Source organism: Flavobacterium lacisediminis (assembly GCF_025909975.1).
In the GTDB taxonomy this organism is placed as follows: Bacteria; Bacteroidota; Bacteroidia; order Flavobacteriales; family Flavobacteriaceae; genus Flavobacterium; species Flavobacterium lacisediminis.
The window spans coordinates 425,117-445,863 of sequence record NZ_JAPCIO010000002.1; the positions used below are offsets into that span (position 1 = coordinate 425,117).

Genomic DNA, 20,747 nt, shown 5'->3' on the forward strand with positions numbered 1-20,747 from the left:
GCATGGGAACATTTAAAATCGAAGGAGGAATCGCATTAAAAGGAGATATTACACCACAAGGTGCAAAAAATGAAGCGTTACAAGTTTTATGTCCTGTTTTGCTAACTTCTGAAAAAGTAAGAGTAACGAATATTCCAGATATTATTGATGTTAACAAACTAATTACGCTTTTAGGTAATTTAGGAGTTAAAATCCAAAAAAATGGACCTGGTGATTACACGTTTCAAGCCGATGAGGTAAATGTAAACTACTTAAAAACAGAAGCATTCAAAAAAGAAGGTGGAAGTTTAAGAGGTTCAATTATGATTGTTGGACCTTTATTAGCGCGTTTTGGTTGTGGGTATATTCCAAAGCCAGGAGGTGATAAAATTGGGCGTCGTCGTTTAGATACACACTTTGAAGGTTTTATTAACCTAGGAGCTAAATTCAGATACGAAAGAGAAGACCATTTCTATGGAGTAGAAATCGACGGAAGATTACAAGGTTCTTACATGTTATTAGACGAAGCTTCTGTAACGGGTACTGCCAATATTGTAATGGCAGCGGTTTTAGCTGAAGGAACAACAACTATTTATAACGCTGCTTGTGAGCCTTACTTACAACAATTGTGTAAAATGTTGAACTCTATGGGAGCTAAAATTTCTGGAGTAGGGTCTAACTTATTAACGATTGAAGGAGTGGAAACGTTAGGCGGATGCGAGCACAGAATTTTACCTGACATGGTTGAAATTGGTTCTTGGATTGGTCTTGCAGCTATGACAAGAAGTGAAATTACGATTAAAAATGTGAGTTGGGAGAACTTAGGACAAATTCCAAACGTATTTAGAAAATTAGGGATTACTTTAGAAAGAAAAGGCGATGATATTTACATTCCAGCTCATAAAGATGGATACGAAATCAAAACCGATATCGACGGTTCTATCTTAACGGTTTCTGATGCGCCATGGCCAGGATTTACACCTGACTTGTTAAGTATCGTTTTAGTAGTTTGTACACAAGCTAAAGGTGATGTATTAATTCACCAAAAAATGTTTGAAAGTCGTTTGTTCTTCGTGGATAAATTAATTGATATGGGAGCAAAAATTATGTTATGTGACCCACACAGAGCTGTGGTTATGGGACATAATTTCCAATCGCAATTAAAAGCAACTACAATGAGTTCACCAGATATTAGAGCCGGAATTTCATTATTAATTGCCGCTTTAACTGCAAAAGGAACGTCAACCATTCAAAATATCGAACAAATCGACAGAGGTTACGAGCGCATAGACGAAAGACTTCGCGCAATTGGAGCTAACATCGTAAGAGTATAATTTAGTGTTCAGTGTTCAGTCGCAGTAAGCAGCGTTACTGAGACTGAACACTGGGACTGATTACTAAAAAATGGAAACCTACATCATCATTTTTCTTTGCATTGCTTCCTTCGTAGCCGGTTTTATCGATGCTATTGTGGGTGGTGGTGGACTAATTCAAACACCAGCAGCTTTAATTTTATTGCCTAATGTACCTGTTGCGTCTATTATAGGAACGTTAAAAATTCCAGGGTTTAGCGGAACAAGTATTGCAGCGTATCAATATCTGAAAAAGGTAAAAATTGATTGGAAGTTGTTTGTTGTTATGGCAATTATTTCGTTCTCTTTTTCTTTTTTAGGATCAAGTTTGTTGAATGTCATGAAAAACGATTTCATGAAACCAATTCTATTTGTAATATTAATTCTATTACTAATTTATACCTATTACAAGAAAGATTTTGGTCATTTCCACATTAGTATTTTAACCAAAAACCAACTTTATCTTTACGCATCACTTATTGTGGCTGTTTTGGGTTTTTATGATGGTTTTATTGGTCCAGGAACGGGAAGTTTATTAATTATGGCTTTTATTGCCATTCTTGGGTTTGACTTTTTACAAGCCAATGCTAACGCTAAATTAGTCAATTTAGCTACTAATTTTGGTTCTATTACATTATTTGTGCTTAAAGGAAAAATCATTTGGGCAGTTGCCATACCCATGGCAATTTGCAATATTATAGGTGCTTGGCTTGGAGCTAAGTTAGCTATTTCTCAAGGCAACGGATTTATTCGAATCTTCTTCTTAATTGTGGTAGGATTAGCATTACTTCGTTTTGGATATGATGTGTTTTTTAAATAAAAAAGCACTCCTTTAATTGAAGTGCTTCTTATTCTTTTAGAATTTAACACCAAACATCACGCCATCACCTTGAAAACCGTTTTGGTAACTTCTTACATAATCAACGCGTAAGAATCTAAATTTACCCCAACCAATATTATCAAATCCAACAGTAAATTCTTGATAGGGTTTCATATTAGGAATGTTTAACTGATGAAATCCTCCAATTAAATTCCATTGTAGTTTGTTCAACAACGGAATCTTATTCATAATGTAGCCTTTAAAATTGTGCTCAATATGGGTTTCTAAATACGCATCATTCGTAGAATGTGTATAATAAGGAAGCAAATTAAACGCGTTCAATGAATTGTTCAACAAATTAATATGCGTTTGATTTCCATTGAAATGTTTATAATCTACAAACGAAATGTTATCAGCATTAAAGAATTTTCCCGCTTTAAAACGTAAACCAAAATCGCCTTTGTTTCCAATGGTTTTGTTGTAATCTACGGTTGCGGTAACAAAATCATAATGGTAATTACTGTTAGAAGCACCAAATGCTTTTTCGTAATAGAAACTCAATATTGGATAATCGTCATTTTGAATATTAATCTTTCCATCAGGGCGCGAAATGTATTTTTGACCAAAACGAATACGCGTTCCCAAACTCGCTTTCATAATATGATGTTTTTCAAACGGAACCGAAGTATAATTATCAGGTTGCAGCGGATCATTCGAAAAATATAAATCATCATTTTTAATCATTGTATAATCCGTGTTGTTATATAACGCTCTACGGTTTTCGTACAATATTTTAACCGAAGCAAAAATACCATTGGTAACTTCTCTTCCATAGTTAATTTCGGCAAATTCTTTATTATACAATTTCATGTAATTGTTTTTAAAGAATAAAGTCGCCACCGAATTTACCAAATTACTAATCGGTTCATTTGGGTTAAACTGACTAATAGCGCTTCCACCAGTTAAACTAATGTATGCGTTATTGCGGTTGTTAAATCGGTGGTAATAACGTCCGTTAACTCGAAGTCTGTCTTCAGCAAAGCCATAATTAAAGGTTGACGAAATAGAAGTGAATTTTCCTGTTTCTTCATTCCATTTTCTAAAAGAAAACCCGCTATCTAAATTATAACCTTGCACTGTATTAAAACTGAAAGAACTCAAATTGGTTAATCCTTGATAATTGAAGTTCCAATTTTTAAAGGTGTTTTTATAACTATAACCTGTAATAATCTTAAGCAATTTAAACTTATTACCTTTGGCATCAATAGAGTCTAAATATACTTGAGATTTTCTAATGGTTTGAATGCTATCTTTTTTTACGTAATTAGTAGTTTCTTCTTCCGTTAACGGAACTGGGCGATAAGTTTCCCAATAAGTTGCTTCCTTTTTATTAGCGTTTTCGGCAAACGTAACGACTTCTTTACCAAAAGTTTTCTTTTCAAAAGCATCTTTGAAATTATAATTGGTGAAAACATGGGTGAACTTTCCAGCGAATTTCATTCCGAAAATCCCAGCATTAAAATCTAACGTTTGGATGTTTTTAGCCCAAATTTTATTCTCGCTATTGTAACTGAAATTTTGTGTCAGTTTCATGGTTTCTAAAATAGGCTGTTGCATGCGATAGCCTTTGATATCTAAATTAATACCATAAATTGCCCAAGTATCTTCTACTATATAAATGTAACCTTCAAAAACAGGTTCTTTATCGCGTTTAGGCGTTACCAAAATCTTATTGATTAATTGGTTTTTATCATCGTAAAACGTGCTTTCTAATTTGTATTTATAGTAATTAAACGCATTATCCGCAATAGGAGAGACCATATTGATTCCGAAATCGACATAATTTTCGTAAAAATCATAATTGGTATTTAGTGCTGTGTTGTAGCTAAAACCGTTGTCGTTACCAGCAATTTTAGAGGCAATAATTTCTTCTTTTAAATTATCAGGTTTTTGAAATTTAATTTTTGAAACTGTTTCTGATTGGTAAATAATACCACTTCGGGTAGAATCTAAGTTACCTTCTAAATCTCCAATTTCAACACCCATGAATTTTTTAGGAATGTCTTTGGCTTTGAAAATACCTCTTGAATAAAAATCGGCTTCAAACTTATCGGTTTTAGCAGCATTCTTCTTTTTACTTTTTATAGCGTTTCGAATAATTTCATTAGCTGGATTTTCGCCATTCATTACAACAACTTCTTTCAACTGAAAATCTTCTTCCATTAATACTACATCAAATTCAAATGGAAAGCTGGTGATGTTTAATACGTGTTTTTGGGTTTTAAATCCTAGATACTGAAAAATCAAATGCACATTCTTTTGTTCAGTTGTATTCAATTCGTATTTACCTAACTCATTTGAAGTTGTACCTATATAAGTGTTCTCTATATAGATATTTACAAAAGGCAATGGATTTCCATCTTTATCTTTTATAGTTCCTTTTATTTGAGCAAAAGAAAGAGTTGAAAAAGCGAAAAATAAAACAAATAAAATTTTATTCATGAGGTGTTTATTTTAATAGACGTTTATTTCTAAAGAAAGGTTGTATTAGATAAAAGATTTTAGAGCCAATTCATAGCTCTGCAATCCGAAACCAATAATGACTCCTTTGGCATTTGGTGAAATATAAGATTGATGACGGAAAGATTCTCTAGAAAAGGTATTGGAAATATGAACTTCTATAACTGGAGTAGTAACGGCTTTAACTGCATCGCCAATTCCTATAGAAGTATGTGTATAAGCACCAGCATTTAAAACAATACCATCGTAAGTGAAACCAGTTTCTTGAATTTTAGAAATAATCTCTCCTTCTATATTACTCTGAAAATAGTCTAATACTATAGTTGGAAACTGAATTTGTAATTTTTCGAAATACGATTCAAAAGTTTCATTTCCATATACTTCAGGTTCTCTTTTTCCTATTAGATTAAGATTTGGACCGTTTATAATGATAATTTTCATGTAGAATGTTTTTGTAAAAATAAAAAAACCATTCCTTTTGAGAATGGTTTTAATAAAATATTGTGAATTTTAGTATTAAAACATGTAACCCACTGAAAACTGAATTACCGAGTTTTTCACATCTGCATCTTGTTTGGCTTCAGTTAACCCTGCAACATAGCGTCCAGAAACAAATAAACCATCAGTTATTTTATAACTCAAACCGCCAGCGATACCAAAATCAAAAGAATTAGTGTCGTTTGTGTCAACTTCATTGCGCTCGCTAACTAAAACGGAAGCTTGTGGGCCTAGTTCTAAGCTCAATTTATTTGAGGTTAAATAAAATTTAGCCAATACAGGTAAAGATAAATAACCAAGTTCATTTTTTATTTGGTCACCAAAACCCTCTAATTCGGAACCTTGTGTAGAATAAAGTAATTCAGGTTGTATAGCAAAGTTTTCAAATACTTTTAATTCTGCAACTAATCCAGCATGGTAACTAGTGATGGTTTTAAAATCGATACCCGATATTTCCCCACCAGTATAGTTAGCAAAATTAACACCACCTTTTAAACCAAATTTTAGCATTTGAGCTTGAGATAAACCAGTTCCTAGAACCAGTAAAATCAATGTTGCAATTGTTCTCTTCATATTGAATTGTTTTAATAGGTAACGCTTACAGGCGCTTTTTATTGTTTTTATCGATGAAATGCAGTTTTTAACGTTTTTGGGAAATTATTGATTTTCAATTAGTTATAGTTATTTTGCTTTTTTTAGCACCTTTCTTTTTTATTAAAAAAACTTTAATTTTTTGATTTTATGTATTCATAAATGCTTGATTATGAGGATTATTGATTTTACTTGTTAATAAAATTGTTAATAACATAACAAAATTTGTTATTTTGTATAAAAAAATGATATAAATTTGCCCTATTAACTTTAAATTTAAACTAAACATGAAAAAAGTTTTATTATCTGCTGTAGCATTATTAGCTTTTGGTTTTGCTAACGCACAAGAAGAAGAAAAATCAGCTAACGGTGGTTTCTCTAAAGGTGATGTATTTGTAACTGGTGCTGTAACTTTTGGTTCAGAAAAAACTGGTGATTTCAAAACTAATTCTTTCGAATTAGCTCCACAAGTTGGTTATTTCTTAACTGAAAATATCGCTATCGGTGGTAAAATTGGATTTGCTTCTTACAAAGAAGAATTTTCTGGATCTGATATTGAAGATATGGCAGGTTTCCAAGTTGGAGCTTTTGGTCGTTACTATTTTACTCCAGCTAACCAATTTTCTTTATTCGGTCAGTTAGGTTTAGATTATGCTTCTATGGAAGATAAATTAGCTGATTCTAAATTCAATGTTATTGATGCAGGTTTAGGTTTAGGTATGAACTATTTCGTATCTTCTAACTTCTCTATCGAAGCTGGTGTAGCTGTATTAGGTTACTCTACTAACGATAATGGTGGAGACGGTGCAGATGCTACTAACACTTTCTCTTTTGGAGGTGACTGGAGAGCTGTAACTTTCGGAGTTAACTACAAATTCTAATTTGTAATTACTACAATAAAAAGAAATCCCGCTTCGGCGGGATTTTTTTTGTTTTATAATTAAAAATAATTTAAAAACCAAGAGTGTTTACGTATTAAAATTCTTTCTTTTTTGAATACTTTTGGGCCTTAATTTATTTATCAATTAAAATGAAAAAAGTTTTATTATCTGTTGTGGCTATTTTAGCTTTCAGTTTTGTAAATGCACAGTCTAGAGAGAAAGGTGCAATTGAGTTAATTCCTCAAATTGGTTATTCAAGTGCTAACTACTATGGAGAAGAAAGTTTAGATTCTAATACGTTGTCTGGAGTTTCTTTTGGTGTAGGAGCAGATTATTTTTTTAATGACAGATGGAGCTTACGTTCGGGTTTGCATTATCAAAAAATGGGTGCAGAAGGATCGGGAGGTTATGAGGAAGTTTTAAAATATTTGACTTTGCCTGTAAATGCGAATTGGCATTTTGGTTCTACAAGAAAATGGAATTTAAATTTTGGACCAAGTTTTAGTTTTTTAATGGATGCTGAAAACAATTTTGGAGATATTAAAGATCAAGCTAATACTTTCCAATTAGGATTGGCTTATGGTATTGGTTATAAAATTGAAGTTAATGAAAAATTCAGTATTTTAATTGATTTGCAAGGTATTACTGGTCTTACAGAAGTGCCAAAAGATAGTGATTTCACAATTAAAAATGCTTATAGTTCAATCAATGTTGGTGGCGTTTTTAAATTATAATTGTTTCATAAAAGTTTCAAGTCCCGCTTCGGCGGGATTTTTTTATTGCTATAATTTGCCTACTTTTGAAATATGAGTACTTGGCAATCGTATATTAAAGAATATCAAAATTATCTGCGATTAGAACGTGGACTTTCTAAGAATACTATAGAAAACTATACGTTTGATATTGAAAAGTTGGTTTTGTTTTTAAACCAACACGATATTAAAGTTTCCCCTATTCAAATTTCGGAAGAAACTGTTCAGCAATTTATATATGAAATTTCATCAAAAGTAAATGCTCGTAGTCAGTCGCGAGTAATTTCAGGATTAAAGAGTTTTTTTAATTATTTAGTTTTCGAAGATTATCGGAAAGAGACACCGCTTGAATTAATTGAAGTTCCTAAAACAGGCAGAAAATTACCCGATACTTTAGCAACAGAAGAAATTGATGCGTTAATTTCGGCAATAGATTTGTCTACACCAGAAGGCGAACGCAACAGAGCTATGTTAGAAACATTGTATAGTTGCGGTTTGCGTGTTTCGGAATTGGTGGGTTTAAAGATTTCTGACTTGTTTTTTGAAGAAGGTTTTATTAAAATCACAGGAAAAGGAAATAAACAACGTTTTGTACCCGTAGGAGGCTCTACAATCAAATATATAACTTCTTACATGAATTTGATTCGAGTACATTATACGGTGCAGAAAGGACACGAGGATACGCTTTTTTTAAATAGGAGAGGAAGGCAATTAACTCGAGCGATGGTTTTTACGATTATAAAAGATTTAGCGGTAAAAATCAACTTAAATAAAACAATCAGTCCACACACATTTCGACATTCTTTTGCAACCCATTTATTGGAAAATGGAGCCGATTTACGCTCCATACAATTAATGCTTGGTCACGAATCGATTACTACAACCGAAGTGTACATGCATTTGGATAGAAAATTCCTGTCGGAAGTTTTGAATAATTATCATCCAAGGAAATAGTTAACAGTCTCAGTTTTCAGTCACAGTACTATAACATGCAAAAAAAAAAGATGTTTCAATTTTGAAACATCTTTTTTTTATCTGTCAACTGCGACTGTCAACTGTGACTAAAAATTACTTCGCAATATTCACTGCTCTAGTTTCACGAATAACCGTAATTTTAACTTGACCAGGATATGTCATTTCAGTTTGAATTTTTTGAGAAATATCAAATGATAAGTTTACGGCTGCATCGTCAGATACTTTTTCACTTTCTACAATAACACGTAATTCTCTACCTGCCTGAATTGCGTAAGCATTTTTCACTCCGTTGAATCCGAAAGCGATATCTTCTAAATCTTTTAAACGTTGGATGTAAGAATCTAATACTTGTCTTCTTGCTCCAGGACGAGCACCAGAAATAGCATCACAAACTTGGATAATTGGAGAGATTAATGATTTCATTTCAATTTCGTCGTGGTGAGCTCCAATCGCATTACAAACTTCTTCTTTTTCACCATATTTTTCAGCCCATTGCATACCTAAGATAGCGTGAGGTAATTCACTTTCTGTATCTGGTACTTTTCCAATATCGTGTAATAAACCAGCTCTTTTAGCTAATTTAACGTTTAATCCTAATTCAGCCGCCATGATACCACATAACTTAGCTACTTCTCTTGAGTGTTGTAATAAGTTTTGTCCGTATGATGAACGGTATTTCATTCTTCCTACTACTTTAATTAATTCAGGGTGTAATCCGTGTATTCCTAAATCAATTACCGTACGTTTTCCAGTTTCGATAATCTCTTCGTCAATTTGTTTAGCTGTTTTAGCTACCACTTCTTCAATACGAGCTGGGTGAATACGTCCGTCAGTTACTAATTTGTGTAATGCTAAACGAGCGATTTCTCTTCTTACAGGATCAAAACAAGATAAGATGATAGCTTCTGGTGTATCATCAACAATGATTTCAACTCCAGTTGCAGCTTCTAAAGCTCTAATGTTACGACCTTCACGACCAATGATTCTACCTTTTACATCATCAGATTCAATGTTAAATACCGATACACAGTTTTCAACTGCTTCTTCAGTACCTACACGTTGAATAGTGCTAATGATGATTTTCTTAGCTTCTTGATGTGCAGTCATTTTAGCCTCTTCAACCGTATCTTGAATGAATGACATAGCGTTTGTTTTGGCTTCCGCTTTTAAGCTTTCTACCAATTGTTCTTTAGCCTCCTCAGCCGATAAACCAGAAATTACTTCTAATTGTTCTACCTGACTTTTGTGAAGTTTGTCTATTTCTTGTTGTTTTCTTTCTAAATGTTCAATTCTAGCCGTGTAGTCAGCTATTTTAGCTTCAGCTTCGTCATTTACTTTTTTTGCTTTAGCTAATTCATTAGAAATTTGAGATTCTTTATCTCTTGTTCTTTTTTCAGCTTCTGCTGTTTTTTTATCTCTAGCTAAAATTACTTGTTCGTGTTCTGCTTTAAGTTCTAAAAACTTTTCTTTAGCTTGTAGGATTTTCTCTTTTTTAGTAGCTTCAGCTTCAGCTTTAGCATCTTTTAAAATTGAACCTGCTTCTTTTTTTGCGTTTTTAATAAGGTTTGAAACATTACTTTTCTCTAAAAATTTAGCGATTCCAAAACCTCCTGCAAGACCAACAACAATTCCAATTATTATGTTTAATATCATGATGTGAGTTAAAAAAAATTATATAAAAAAAGCCTACATTAGGTGTTTGTATAAACTCTGTTATACAAGATTTGAGCTAACCTGCAGTTCAAACTTCCCACTTAAGGGCCTGTTATAGTTGCAAAGATTCACTCGTTTAATTTGTTAGTGTTGAGTTTATCAAATATATACTAATGTAGGCAGTATCGTATTTATGATGTAAGAACGTATTTATTTTGAGAGTAACTCGCTCAATTTTTTATCCAAATTTTGCAATCTGGTTATATTGGTTTCATTATCTTGAGATTTACTAATTTGTTTTTGCTCAACTTGTGCTGCAAATTGCAATGCACACATAGCCAAAACATCTTGTTTGTCTCTTACAGCATAGCTTTGTTCAAACTGTTTAATCATAGCGTCTATTTTTTTTGAAGCACTTCTTAGTCCTTCTTCTTGTGATGGATCCACGGTTAAGGGATACACACGATCAGCTATTGATATTTTAATTTTCAGTTTTTCACTCATGAGCTTTCTAATCTGAAAGTTGGGCTATGCAATAATCGATTTCTCTGATTAATGAATTTATTTTGAGTTTCGTTTCTCGTTTGTTTTCTTCACTGCCTAGTAATGAGTTTACCATTTTTAGAGTATCTAATTGGTTCTTCAGGGTTTCAATTTCACCTGATTGCTGTTGTTGATTTTTTTTAGAAAGCAACAATTCGTCTTGCAACTCTTGGTTTTTCTTTTCAAGCTGTGCCACTTTTTGGTTCAGCTTAAAAAATTTAACTTCGAGAGAATCAATTAATTCAGATAATCCATTCATTAATGATAGAATTCATTTCAATATTTCACAAAGTTAGCATTAGTATTCAAAAATAGCAATACTTTTTACTAAATTTTGTGAATTAATTTTTATTATTTGTAACTAATTGATTATTAAATAATTATTATAGGTATGGTTTTTGTTTACTTTATATGAAATTATTTTAGTATTTTAGCATTAAACACAAGCACTATGAGATTTGTATTAGCCATTTTATTTGCCCCTTTTTTTATTTTTAGTCAAGATTATCCTCAAGATTATTTTCAATCACCATTAGACATTTCGCTCGATTTGTCGGGTTCTTTTGGTGAATTACGCAGTAATCATTTTCATTCCGGTTTAGATTTTAAAACTAAGGGAGTAGAAGGTCTTCCTGTTTATGCCGCTGGAGATGGTTATATTTCAAGAATTAAAATATCAACTTTTGGATACGGAAAAGCTATATATATAACTCATCCAAATGGCTACACATCGGTTTACGGACATTTGCAAAAAGCGAATGGCGCTATAGAATCTTTCATTAAAGCAAGACAATATAAAGAACAATCCTATGAAGTAGAAATGTATTTGTACCCAACGGAATTGCCAGTGAAAAAAGGTGATGTAATTGCTTTTACTGGGAATACAGGAGGAAGTGGTGGTCCTCATTTACATTTTGAATTTAGAAATACGAAATCGGAAGAGATTTTGAATCCGATGCATTTTGGTTTAAAGAAAATTATTAAGGATGAGAGAAAGCCTGTTATTCAAGGACTTGTGGCTTATCCATTAGATTCTACAACGGTTAATAATTCTCAAAAACCCATTAATATTTCTTTTTCTAAACAAGCCGATGGAAGTTATTTAGGCGTAAAAGTGAAAGCAAACGGAAAGGTGGCTTTTGGAATTAATGCCTACGATTTTTGTACAAACGCCTATAATAAAAATGGATTATACAAAGTGAAAGCCTATTTAAATGGTGTTTTGTATTACCAATATGGTTTTGATGGTTTTGCTTTTGATGAATCGCGATACATTAATAATTTTATCGATTATGAACGTTTTCATTTAATGGGGCAACGCGTTCAAAAATTATTTCAATTGTCTGAATATCCGCTTTCGGTTGTTTCTGGAAATAAAAAAGATGGAACTATAAAAGTGCAACCAGGTGTAAATTACACGTATCGAGTAGAGCTATATGATTTTCATGGTAACAAAGTGGAATTAGTTATTCCAATTGAGTTTGCCAATTCTCAAGCCACAATTAAAAATACGATTCAAAAAACGCCTTACTACGTAAAAGCTAAAAATGAAGCTATTTTTGAAAAAAATAATGTTTCGGTACAAATACCAGAAAATGCATTTTATTCGAATTTTTATTTGAATTTTGATGTAGCTAATGATATTTTGACTTTACATGATGATAGTGTTCCAGTTCATAAAAACATTACAGTTGCTTTTAACGATGTACAAGGTTTAACAGAAGAACAACTAGCAAAAACATATATTGCCACTTTAGATGGATACAAATTAGATTATAATAAAACGTATCGAAAAGGAAATACATTTTCAATAAAAACGAAGACACTTGGTAAATTTAAACTAGCTCAAGATGTTAGTCCACCTCGAATTTATAATGTGAATTTTGTTGAAGGAAAAACAATAAAAGAGCAAAAAACAATAAGTGTTTCGGTAAATGATTTGCATTCGGATATTGATACATATAATGGTTATTTGAATGGCAAATGGATTTTATTAGAGTACGATTATAAAACTAAAAAGTTAGTACACAATTTAGATGATAATATTTGCGTTCAAGGTAGAAACGATTTAAAGATTGTTGTGACTGATAATTTACAAAATTCTACTACCTTTGAATCTTACTTTTTTAGATAATTAAAACACATTCTTTTGAAAAATATATTTTTTGTATTCTTTGTAAGCTTATTTTCTTTAACCGTTTCGGCTCAAAAGGCTCGAGTTAAAGGTGTTATTTTAGATGAATTTAATAATCCAGTTGAAAACGTAGCAGTAAAAGTAGGAGACAAAGGAACAGTTTCCAATGAAAATGGTTTTTATATTTTGGAGGTTGAAGCCAATACAAAAGTTACCATTACTTTTTCGCATGTATCATTAAAAAAAATCACATTAAATTTAAATCTTAAGCCAAATGAAGATTTTGAGCTGAACCCTGTTATGAATTCGAAAATTGAAGAAATTGGAGAAGTTTTTGTAATTGGAAACAGTAAAAAACGTATTGACGGTGTAACAACTATTGATCCCGTAGTTATTCGTAAAATTCCTGGAGCAAACCCTGGAATTGAAAATATAATCAAAACATTGCCAGGGGTTTATTCAAATAACGAATTGAGTACTTCATACGCAGTAAGAGGCGGAAATTACGATGAGAACTTAGTATATGTGAACGAAATAGAAGTTTATCGTCCTTTTTTGATTCGTTCGGGACAACAAGAAGGATTGAGTTTTACCAATACGGATATGGTTCAAAATGTAGACTTTTCTGCGGGTGGTTTCCAATCTAAATATGGTGATAAATTGTCTTCAGTTTTAGATATTACCTACCGAAATCCTAAGCGTTTTGGTGCAAGTATAGAAGCTAGTTTGTTAGGAGGAAGTTTAACAGTAGAAGGCGTTTCAAAAGATCAAAAATGGAGTAATATTACTGGTATTCGTTATCGCGATAATAGTCTTTTAGTCAATAGTCAGGAAACACAAACTAATTTTAGACCTACGTTTTTTGATGTGCAAAGTTTGTTGAATTTCAATGCTTCGGCTAAATGGCAATACAGTTTTTTGGGTAATATTTCTCAAAATAAATACAATTACCAACCATTAACGCGTCAAACGAATTTTGGAACCATAGATGAACCTATTGCACTTTTAGTGTTTTATGAAGGACAAGAAAAAGATAATTATCTTACCCTTTTTGGTGCTGGAAAAGCGGTGTATCAATACAATGAAAAAAATAAGTTGAAGTTTATCGCTTCTGCTTATCATACACAAGAGCAAGAATATTATGATATTTTAGCTGAATATCGTTTGGGTGAAGTTGATTCCAATATTGGTTCGGAAACGTTTGGAGATGTTGTTTTTTCTCGCGGAATTGGTTCGCAATTAAATCATGCTCGTAACGATTTGGATGCATTAATTGTAAATGCTGAAGTGAAAGGATTTCATGAATTAAACGAAAAGTCCCAATTAGAATGGGGCGCTAAATTTACTTTAGAAGACATTAGAGACCGTTTAGTAGAATGGGAAGTAATTGATTCTGCTGGTTTTTCATTACCAAATCCTATTTTAGATTATATTAATGATCAACCTTATAATCCGTATGTTGGACCATTAGCACCTTATCAAAATATTAGAGCGACAAATTATACAAAAATCAACCGCCTTTCTGGTTATGTACAATGGAATTATCGAGGAAAAATTGGAAGTCACGAATATTGGTTAAACACAGGAATTCGCGCACACGAATGGCAAGTAAAAGCGGATGGAAGACCTGATGGCGATGTTCAAATGACTTTTTCGCCAAGAGCTCAATTTGCCTTTAAACCCGATTGGAATAAAGACATGATGTTCCGATTATCGGGAGGTTTGTATCACCAACCGCCATTTTACAGGGAACTCCGAGATTATAATGGAGTAGTGCAAACCAATGTAAAAGCACAACAGTCTGTTCATATCGTTTTAAGTAATGACTTTAGCTTTAAAATGTGGAAACGTCCTTTTAAACTAGTTTCAGAAGCGTACTATAAAAATATCACGGATGTCAATACCTATACAATTGATAATGTTCGTATTCGATATAGAGCCAATAACAATGCAGAAGCTTACGCTTACGGATTTGACGCTCGTTTGAATGGTGAATTTGTTCCTGGAACAGAATCTTGGTTTAGTTTTGGCTATTTAAAAACAGAAGAAAATCAAGACGGAAGAGGTTTTATCGCTCGTCCAACTGATCAAAGATTGAAATTTGGAATGTTGTTTCAAGATTATATGCCTAATATTCCCAACTTAAAATTATATCTAAATTTAGTTTACAACACAGGATTGCCAGGAGGTTCGCCTTCATACGCTGATCCATATGCTTATCAATTACGTTTAAATGATTATCGCAGAGCCGATGTTGGGTTTTCTTATGTGTTTAAAGATGAAAGCATCAAATCGACTAAAACTTGGTTGAAACCATTTAATGAGTTTTCATTAGGTTTAGAGATTTTCAACTTGTTTAACAACCAAAATTCAATTACGAATACTTGGGTAAGAGATGTATATACCAAATCGCAATACGGTATTCCCAATTACATGACGACTCGTGTTTTCAACATCAAATTGGTTGCCCGATTGTAAGCCAAGAATAATTTTAGTATATTTGACTATAAAATTTTCAGAATGAAACGTATCCTTTTTTCATTAGTTTTATTTATGACTTTACTAAGTTGTAAAAAAGAAGAAACAACTCCAAAAGTAATTTACGAAGAAGGTAAAGCTAAAGCAGAAGTTGTGGTACGAGATAGCGGTTCAATAAAAGTAGCCGATTTACCTATTTTAATGGAAGGGACACAATATCTAATTCATCCGGTTGGTGATGTTCGTGTGTATGATACGGATAGTAAAGTATACGGAAGTAGTAAAACGAACCAAGTAAGCTATGCCATTTCAAACTACAACCGATTTGAAATTACAGGATATTTTGATAATTTGAACTTTCAACATGTGGATTCCACTTCGATAAAACCTTTGACTGATAAAAAAATCCAAATTCAAACAGCTACCTACTTAAATACCATTGCTGCAAAAACTAAAAAGCAAATTGTGGTTTATTCTTTAGTTGATTCGGATACTAATAAAGATGGAAAAGTAGATCAAAATGATATTAAATCCTTGTATTTGAGTACAATTAGCGGTAGTAAGTTTACTAAACTTTCTGAAGAGTTTCAAGAATTAATCGATTGGAATATAATTGAAGCACAAAATCGTTTATACTTTAGATGTATCGAAGATATCAATAAAAACGGCGCTTTTGATAAAAAAGACAAAGTACATTATCACTATGTAAACTTGTTAAACAACGAGTGGAAAGTGGAAATGTATACTCCTAATTAAGTTTTTGATTACTTGATGAGAATTAAACTGATTTTTCTTTCCTGTTTTTTACTGCTTTGTAATGTGTCTTTTGCCGAGGGTCAAGATGGTTTGGGAAATATTTTGATTTTTGGACAATCCTTTATGGTTATCACGAATCTTTTAGTTTACATTTTTGTGTTAGGTGTTCTTCTAAAGTATCTTTTCTTTAAAAGAAATTCAAAAAATGGATTTACTAAGTCTTTCTTTATTTCTACTCTAATCTCGCTTTTACTCTTAGTGATTTTTAAAGATAAGTTTACTTTTTTAATTTTCAATTTTCTTTAAAAAAAGAAATCAATAAACATATCAAATTTTATAAATCAGTGTTCCAGAAGATTTTCTAAATCAAAATATCACTTTCTAAATCTGATTTTTCAATTTCAAAATCAAATCCTAGTTTAGAAACCAATTCAATTACGAGTTTTTTATACCAGTTTTCACTTTTTGGATGAATGTAGATTTTTTCAATCAATTGGTTGATATTGACATCAACTTTTAATCCATTATCGATTTTCATTCCGTTGTTAGAAACGTCAGAAATAATACGAATTTCTCTTTCGTACTGAAAACTTTTACGCTTAAACAAAAAAGGGAAAAACGTATCCTCAAACGGAATAAACTCCTTTTTGTAATCAATATAATTTACAGCGCCAATATATTGTTCGGTTTGTCTTTCAGGTTGTAAGGCTTCTTTTAGTCTTCCAATAGTAGTTTGAATGGCTAAACCTTCTGTATTTTGGGTAAAAATCTGCCACATGGCAAACGATTCGTATTCGTTGATGTGCCAACTACTAATCACTACTTTTTCACGATGGGATTTATAGTAATCTAAAAACTTTGGATTGTTAGCAGCAATTTTCTTGATTTCCTCAAAAGTAGGTTCTGAAAATGTGCCTTCATATTGGTCTTCAAACTTATCAGAACGCGACATAAACAACTGTTGCGACAACAACATGTCTAAAAACTTAGACAAGTCCAAATACTTCCAAACAATGGTATCATTGTCATCAGGCAGTTTGATATTTGGATGGTTTACGTACATTTTTTAAGTTCAATTACAAGTTCAATCTCAAATTTAGGAAAATAGATTTATGGAATTTCAAAAATCTTAAATGAACTTAATACATAAAGATAGTCAACTTCTAAAAACTTATGTGACTTTATGTTTAAAATATAGAAATCTGTTTTTCTGCGTGCTAATTTATTCGAAACTCTGCATCATCACCAATTTCGAATATGTTCCGTTTAATGCTAACAATTCGTCATGTGTTCCTTGCTCTACGATTTCGCCTTTTTGCATTACAACAATTTTATCCGCTTTTTGAATAGTTGATAATCGGTGTGCAATTACAATGGATGTTCGGTTTTGCATCATGTTTTCTAGCGCCACTTGAACAAATTTTTCGCTTTCCGTATCTAAAGCAGAAGTAGCTTCATCTAAAATCATAATTGGTGGATTTTTCAAAACGGCTCTCGCAATCGATAAACGTTGTTTTTGTCCACCTGAAAGTTTTCCTCCAGCATCACCAATGTTGGTTTCAATTCCGTTGGGTAAATCTTTTACGAATTCGTAAGCATTGGCTACTTTTAAAGCGGCAATAATTTCTTCATCCGTTGCATCTTGCTTCCCTAATAGAATGTTGTTTTTAATCGTATCGTTAAATAAAATCGAATCCTGAGTAACTAATCCCATTAAATGACGCAACGATTCTAAAGTCATATCCTTGATGTCGATGCCATCGATTTTTACACTTCCTTCTTGTACATCATAAAAGCGCGTCAATAAATTCGCAATGGTACTTTTTCCAGAACCTGATTGGCCTACTAAAGCCACTGTTTTTCCTTTTGGAACTTCTAATGAGAAGTTTTTAAGAACATTTTCTTCTTCGTATTTAAAGTTGATGTTTTCAATAGTGATGGAAGAATCGAAAGAGTTTTTAGATATGGCATCAGGTTTATTTACAATTGTGTTTTCTTGTTCAAGTAGTGAAAAAACTCTTTCAGCAGCAGCTAAACCTGTTTTTACTTGATAGGATGCTTTAGAAATAGCCTTTGCTGGAGTTAAAATTGTATATGCTAATGCAATATATGCTATAAAAGTTGTTGGAGCTAAAGATTTATCTACGATTACTAATTGGCCTCCATACCAAAGTAAAACAGCAATGGTAATTATTCCTAAAAATTCACTTAAAGGTGAAGCTAAGTTGTTTTTATTTCCTATACTATTTGATAATCTTAAAAGACGATTTAAAGAAGAATTGAATTTAGTTATAAATATATTTTCTGAATTAAATCCTTTAACTACTTTCATTCCACTTAGAGTTTCGTCTAAAATTGAAATCTGAATGCCATTTTGTTCTTGAGCTTTAGTTGATTTTGATTTTAAATTTTTTCCAACTCTAGAAATAATAAAACCTGAAATAGGTATAAATAAAAAGACAAAGAATGTTAGTTTTGGGCTTATAAAAAACATTGTCAAGATGGAAAATAAGATTGTTAAAGGTTCTCTAACTACTAATTCAAGTACTTGAAAAAAAGAATTTTTAACCTCGTTTACATCACCAAGCATTCTAGACATAACATCACCTTTCCTTCTCTCAGAGTAATATGAAACAGGTAAATGTATAATTACGTTATATAATTTTTCACGTAAATCCTTTAAAACACCATTTCTTAATCTAGTAACATGATATGATGCAAAATAATTTGTGATGTTTTTTAGGAAAGCAGTACCAATAATTATTGAAATAACAAAGAGTATCGCAAATTCAAATCCATTTTCAGCTGTAAGTTGTGTGACTTTGTAATTTAAATAATTTTCTGAAAAATCTTTAATTTCACCAATACCATTGAAAACCGGTTTAGTTGTAATTCTTTCATTTAATCCGAATATCACATTCAATGTCGGAATCATTGAAATCATCAATAAAGTTGAAAAAAAAGCATAAAAGATGTTGTAGATAATATTCATTACAATATCCTTCTTGTACTTCAGGGCAAACGGAATTATTTTCTTTAAATTTTCGTCCATTTAGTTTAATTTCATTGCCGAAATAATGCCAGCAATTTTGTTATCTAATTCTTTTTCTACTGATTCAGCGTTTTCAATTTTTTCTAAAACTCCATTTACGCTGAAATAGAATTTAATTTTAGGTTCGGTTCCGCTTGGTCTTGCGCAAATTTTACTTCCGTCTTCTAAATAGTAAATTAATACGTTTGATTTGGGAATATGAATTTCAAATTCTTCGTTATTCATGAAATCCTTTCCTTTGGAAGCTTGATAGTCTTCGATGCAAATTACGCGTTGACCGTTAATTTCTTTTAGCGGATTTTCGCGTAAATCAATCATCATTTGTTTGATTTCGTTAGCGCCTTCAATTCCTTTTTTGGTAATCGAAATTAAAGATTCTTTATAAAATCCAAAATCAATGTATAAATTCAATAGTTCTTGATATAATGAACTTCCTGAAGCTTTTGCTTGTGCTGCAATTTCACTTACTAACAAGATAGCTGCAACCGCATCTTTATCACGAACGGCATCACCTACCATAAATCCAAAACTTTCTTCACCACCACCAACAAATTGTTGATTTGGAAAATCTTTAATGAATTTTGCAATCCATTTAAAACCTGTTAATCCTACTTTACATTCTACATCATAAGCTGCTGCTAATTCCAACATCATTGGAGTAGAAACAATGGTCGAACCAATGAATTCGTTTCCTTGGAATTTATCAGCGCGTTTCCATTGTTCTAATAGGAAAGCCGTCATGATTACCATAGTTTGGTTTCCATTCAATAATTTGATTTTCCCATCTAAATCACGAACAGCAACACCTAAACGATCAGAATCTGGATCAGTTCCCACAACCATATCAGCACCTATTTTCTCAGCTAAAGTAATTGCCATTGACAACGCTTCAGGTTCTTCTGGATTTGGAGAAACTACGGTTGGAAAATCACCATTAGGTTCCGCTTGTTCTGGAACGATATTGACATCAGTATAACCAGCTTTTGCCAATACATTTGGAATGGCTTTTATCGAAGTTCCGTGCAACGAAGTATAAACGATTTTTAAATTCGCTTTAGCTTCTGTTGGTGTGTTAAAACTTGCATTTTCAACAGTTGATTTCGCGAAAGCTTCGTCTACTTCAGTATCAATATATTCGATTAAATCGTTGTTGGCCTCGAACTTAATTTCGCTGTATTTTAAATCTTCGATTACCTTAATAATTTCGGCATCTTGAGGTGGAACTAATTGTCCGCCATCTTGCCAATATACTTTGTATCCGTTGTATTCTGGTGGATTGTGAGAAGCAGTCAACACAATTCCTGCATGACAATTCAAATAACGAACTGCAAATGATAATTCAGGAGTTGGGCGCATATCCGAAAACAAATACACTTTAATTCCGTTAGCCGAAAACACATCAGCTACTACTTTAGCCAATGTATTACTGTTATGACGACAATCATAAGCAATAGCTACTTTTAATTGCTCATTTGGAAACGATTTATGTAAATAATCAGATAAACCTTGTGTGTTTTTACCTAATGTATATTTGTTGATACGATTGGTTCCAACACCCATAACACCGCGCATTCCGCCTGTTCCAAACTCTAAGTTTTTATAGAAACTTTCTTCTAACTCTTTTGGAGCCGAAGTCATCATTTCTTCTATAGCTGCTTGAGTTGCTTCGTCAAATGTTGGGGTTAACCACTCGTTTACTTTATTTAAAATACTTTGTTCGATATGCATAATCTGTATGTTTTGAGAGAACTATTGTTTTCTCA

17 protein-coding genes are annotated in these 20,747 nt (G+C 32.2%); 8 read left to right on the forward strand and 9 right to left on the reverse strand.

The annotated features are described in order from the left end of the window. Positions 1 to 2: 2 nt before the first annotated feature. Together murA and OJ995_RS04555 are read left to right on the forward strand one after the other, a co-directional pair. Positions 3 to 1,313 (forward strand): UDP-N-acetylglucosamine 1-carboxyvinyltransferase, encoded by a 1,311-nt coding sequence (gene murA, locus OJ995_RS04550; protein WP_133610834.1) that lies wholly within the window; start codon positions 3 to 5, stop codon positions 1,311 to 1,313. Positions 1,314 to 1,383: 70 nt separating this feature from the next. Continuing rightward, positions 1,384 to 2,151 (forward strand): sulfite exporter TauE/SafE family protein, encoded by a 768-nt coding sequence (locus OJ995_RS04555; protein ID WP_264368337.1) that lies wholly within the window; start codon positions 1,384 to 1,386, stop codon positions 2,149 to 2,151. 36 nt (positions 2,152 to 2,187) lie between these two features. Here OJ995_RS04555 and OJ995_RS04560 read toward each other — a convergent pair whose 3' ends face one another. The 3 genes from OJ995_RS04560 to OJ995_RS04570 form a co-directional block, all read right to left on the reverse strand. Continuing rightward, positions 2,188 to 4,653 (reverse strand): DUF5686 and carboxypeptidase regulatory-like domain-containing protein, encoded by a 2,466-nt coding sequence (locus OJ995_RS04560; protein WP_264368338.1) that lies wholly within the window; start codon positions 4,651 to 4,653, stop codon positions 2,188 to 2,190. Between the two features lie 45 nt (positions 4,654 to 4,698). After that, positions 4,699 to 5,112: a type II 3-dehydroquinate dehydratase gene (gene aroQ / locus OJ995_RS04565; RefSeq protein ID WP_264368339.1), complete on the reverse strand. Its 414-nt coding sequence runs from the start codon at positions 5,110 to 5,112 to the stop codon at positions 4,699 to 4,701. A gap of 75 nt (positions 5,113 to 5,187) precedes the next feature. Next, positions 5,188 to 5,742 (reverse strand): porin family protein, encoded by a 555-nt coding sequence (locus OJ995_RS04570; protein WP_264368340.1) that lies wholly within the window; start codon positions 5,740 to 5,742, stop codon positions 5,188 to 5,190. 305 nt (positions 5,743 to 6,047) lie between these two features. Between OJ995_RS04570 and OJ995_RS04575 the strand changes: the two genes are divergently transcribed. From OJ995_RS04575 to xerD, 3 genes are all read left to right on the forward strand, one after another. After that, positions 6,048 to 6,641 (forward strand): porin family protein, encoded by a 594-nt coding sequence (locus tag OJ995_RS04575; RefSeq protein WP_264368341.1) that lies wholly within the window; start codon positions 6,048 to 6,050, stop codon positions 6,639 to 6,641. Positions 6,642 to 6,790: 149 nt separating this feature from the next. After that, on the forward strand, positions 6,791 to 7,375 hold the full coding sequence (locus tag OJ995_RS04580; protein WP_264368342.1) for a porin family protein: 585 nt from the start codon (positions 6,791 to 6,793) through the stop codon (positions 7,373 to 7,375). 72 nt (positions 7,376 to 7,447) lie between these two features. Continuing rightward, complete coding sequence (gene xerD, locus OJ995_RS04585) at positions 7,448 to 8,347, forward strand: site-specific tyrosine recombinase XerD (RefSeq protein ID WP_264368343.1); 900 nt, start codon at positions 7,448 to 7,450, stop codon at positions 8,345 to 8,347. Between the two features lie 114 nt (positions 8,348 to 8,461). Here xerD and rny read toward each other — a convergent pair whose 3' ends face one another. The 3 genes from rny to OJ995_RS04600 form a co-directional block, all read right to left on the reverse strand. Beyond that, positions 8,462 to 10,024 (reverse strand): ribonuclease Y, encoded by a 1,563-nt coding sequence (gene rny, locus OJ995_RS04590; protein ID WP_264368450.1) that lies wholly within the window; start codon positions 10,022 to 10,024, stop codon positions 8,462 to 8,464. 207 nt (positions 10,025 to 10,231) lie between these two features. After that, positions 10,232 to 10,525, reverse strand: a complete 294-nt coding sequence (locus OJ995_RS04595) for a cell division protein ZapA (RefSeq protein WP_264368344.1) — start codon at positions 10,523 to 10,525, stop codon at positions 10,232 to 10,234. 7 nt (positions 10,526 to 10,532) lie between these two features. Further along, a complete protein-coding gene (locus OJ995_RS04600) occupies positions 10,533 to 10,823 on the reverse strand; it encodes a hypothetical protein (RefSeq protein ID WP_264368345.1) in 291 nt (96 codons plus the stop codon). 192 nt (positions 10,824 to 11,015) lie between these two features. Between OJ995_RS04600 and OJ995_RS04605 the strand changes: the two genes are divergently transcribed. The 3 genes from OJ995_RS04605 to OJ995_RS04615 are packed head-to-tail and all read left to right on the forward strand — an operon-like array spanning position 11,016 to position 15,932. Then, positions 11,016 to 12,698 (forward strand): M23 family metallopeptidase, encoded by a 1,683-nt coding sequence (locus OJ995_RS04605; RefSeq protein WP_264368346.1) that lies wholly within the window; start codon positions 11,016 to 11,018, stop codon positions 12,696 to 12,698. Positions 12,699 to 12,713: 15 nt separating this feature from the next. Beyond that, on the forward strand, positions 12,714 to 15,176 hold the full coding sequence (locus tag OJ995_RS04610; RefSeq protein ID WP_264368347.1) for a TonB-dependent receptor: 2,463 nt from the start codon (positions 12,714 to 12,716) through the stop codon (positions 15,174 to 15,176). 42 nt (positions 15,177 to 15,218) lie between these two features. Beyond that, on the forward strand, positions 15,219 to 15,932 hold the full coding sequence (locus tag OJ995_RS04615; RefSeq protein WP_264368348.1) for a hypothetical protein: 714 nt from the start codon (positions 15,219 to 15,221) through the stop codon (positions 15,930 to 15,932). Positions 15,933 to 16,293: 361 nt separating this feature from the next. On the opposite strand, the gene OJ995_RS04620 is transcribed toward OJ995_RS04615, so the two are convergent. The 3 genes from OJ995_RS04620 to OJ995_RS04630 form a co-directional block, all read right to left on the reverse strand. Continuing rightward, on the reverse strand, positions 16,294 to 16,995 hold the full coding sequence (locus OJ995_RS04620; protein ID WP_264368349.1) for a hypothetical protein: 702 nt from the start codon (positions 16,993 to 16,995) through the stop codon (positions 16,294 to 16,296). Positions 16,996 to 17,154: 159 nt separating this feature from the next. Continuing rightward, complete coding sequence (locus OJ995_RS04625) at positions 17,155 to 18,984, reverse strand: ABC transporter ATP-binding protein (protein ID WP_264368350.1); 1,830 nt, start codon at positions 18,982 to 18,984, stop codon at positions 17,155 to 17,157. After that, positions 18,985 to 20,712 (reverse strand): phospho-sugar mutase, encoded by a 1,728-nt coding sequence (locus tag OJ995_RS04630; RefSeq protein ID WP_264368351.1) that lies wholly within the window; start codon positions 20,710 to 20,712, stop codon positions 18,985 to 18,987. It lies immediately after the preceding gene. Positions 20,713 to 20,747 lie beyond the last annotated feature (35 nt).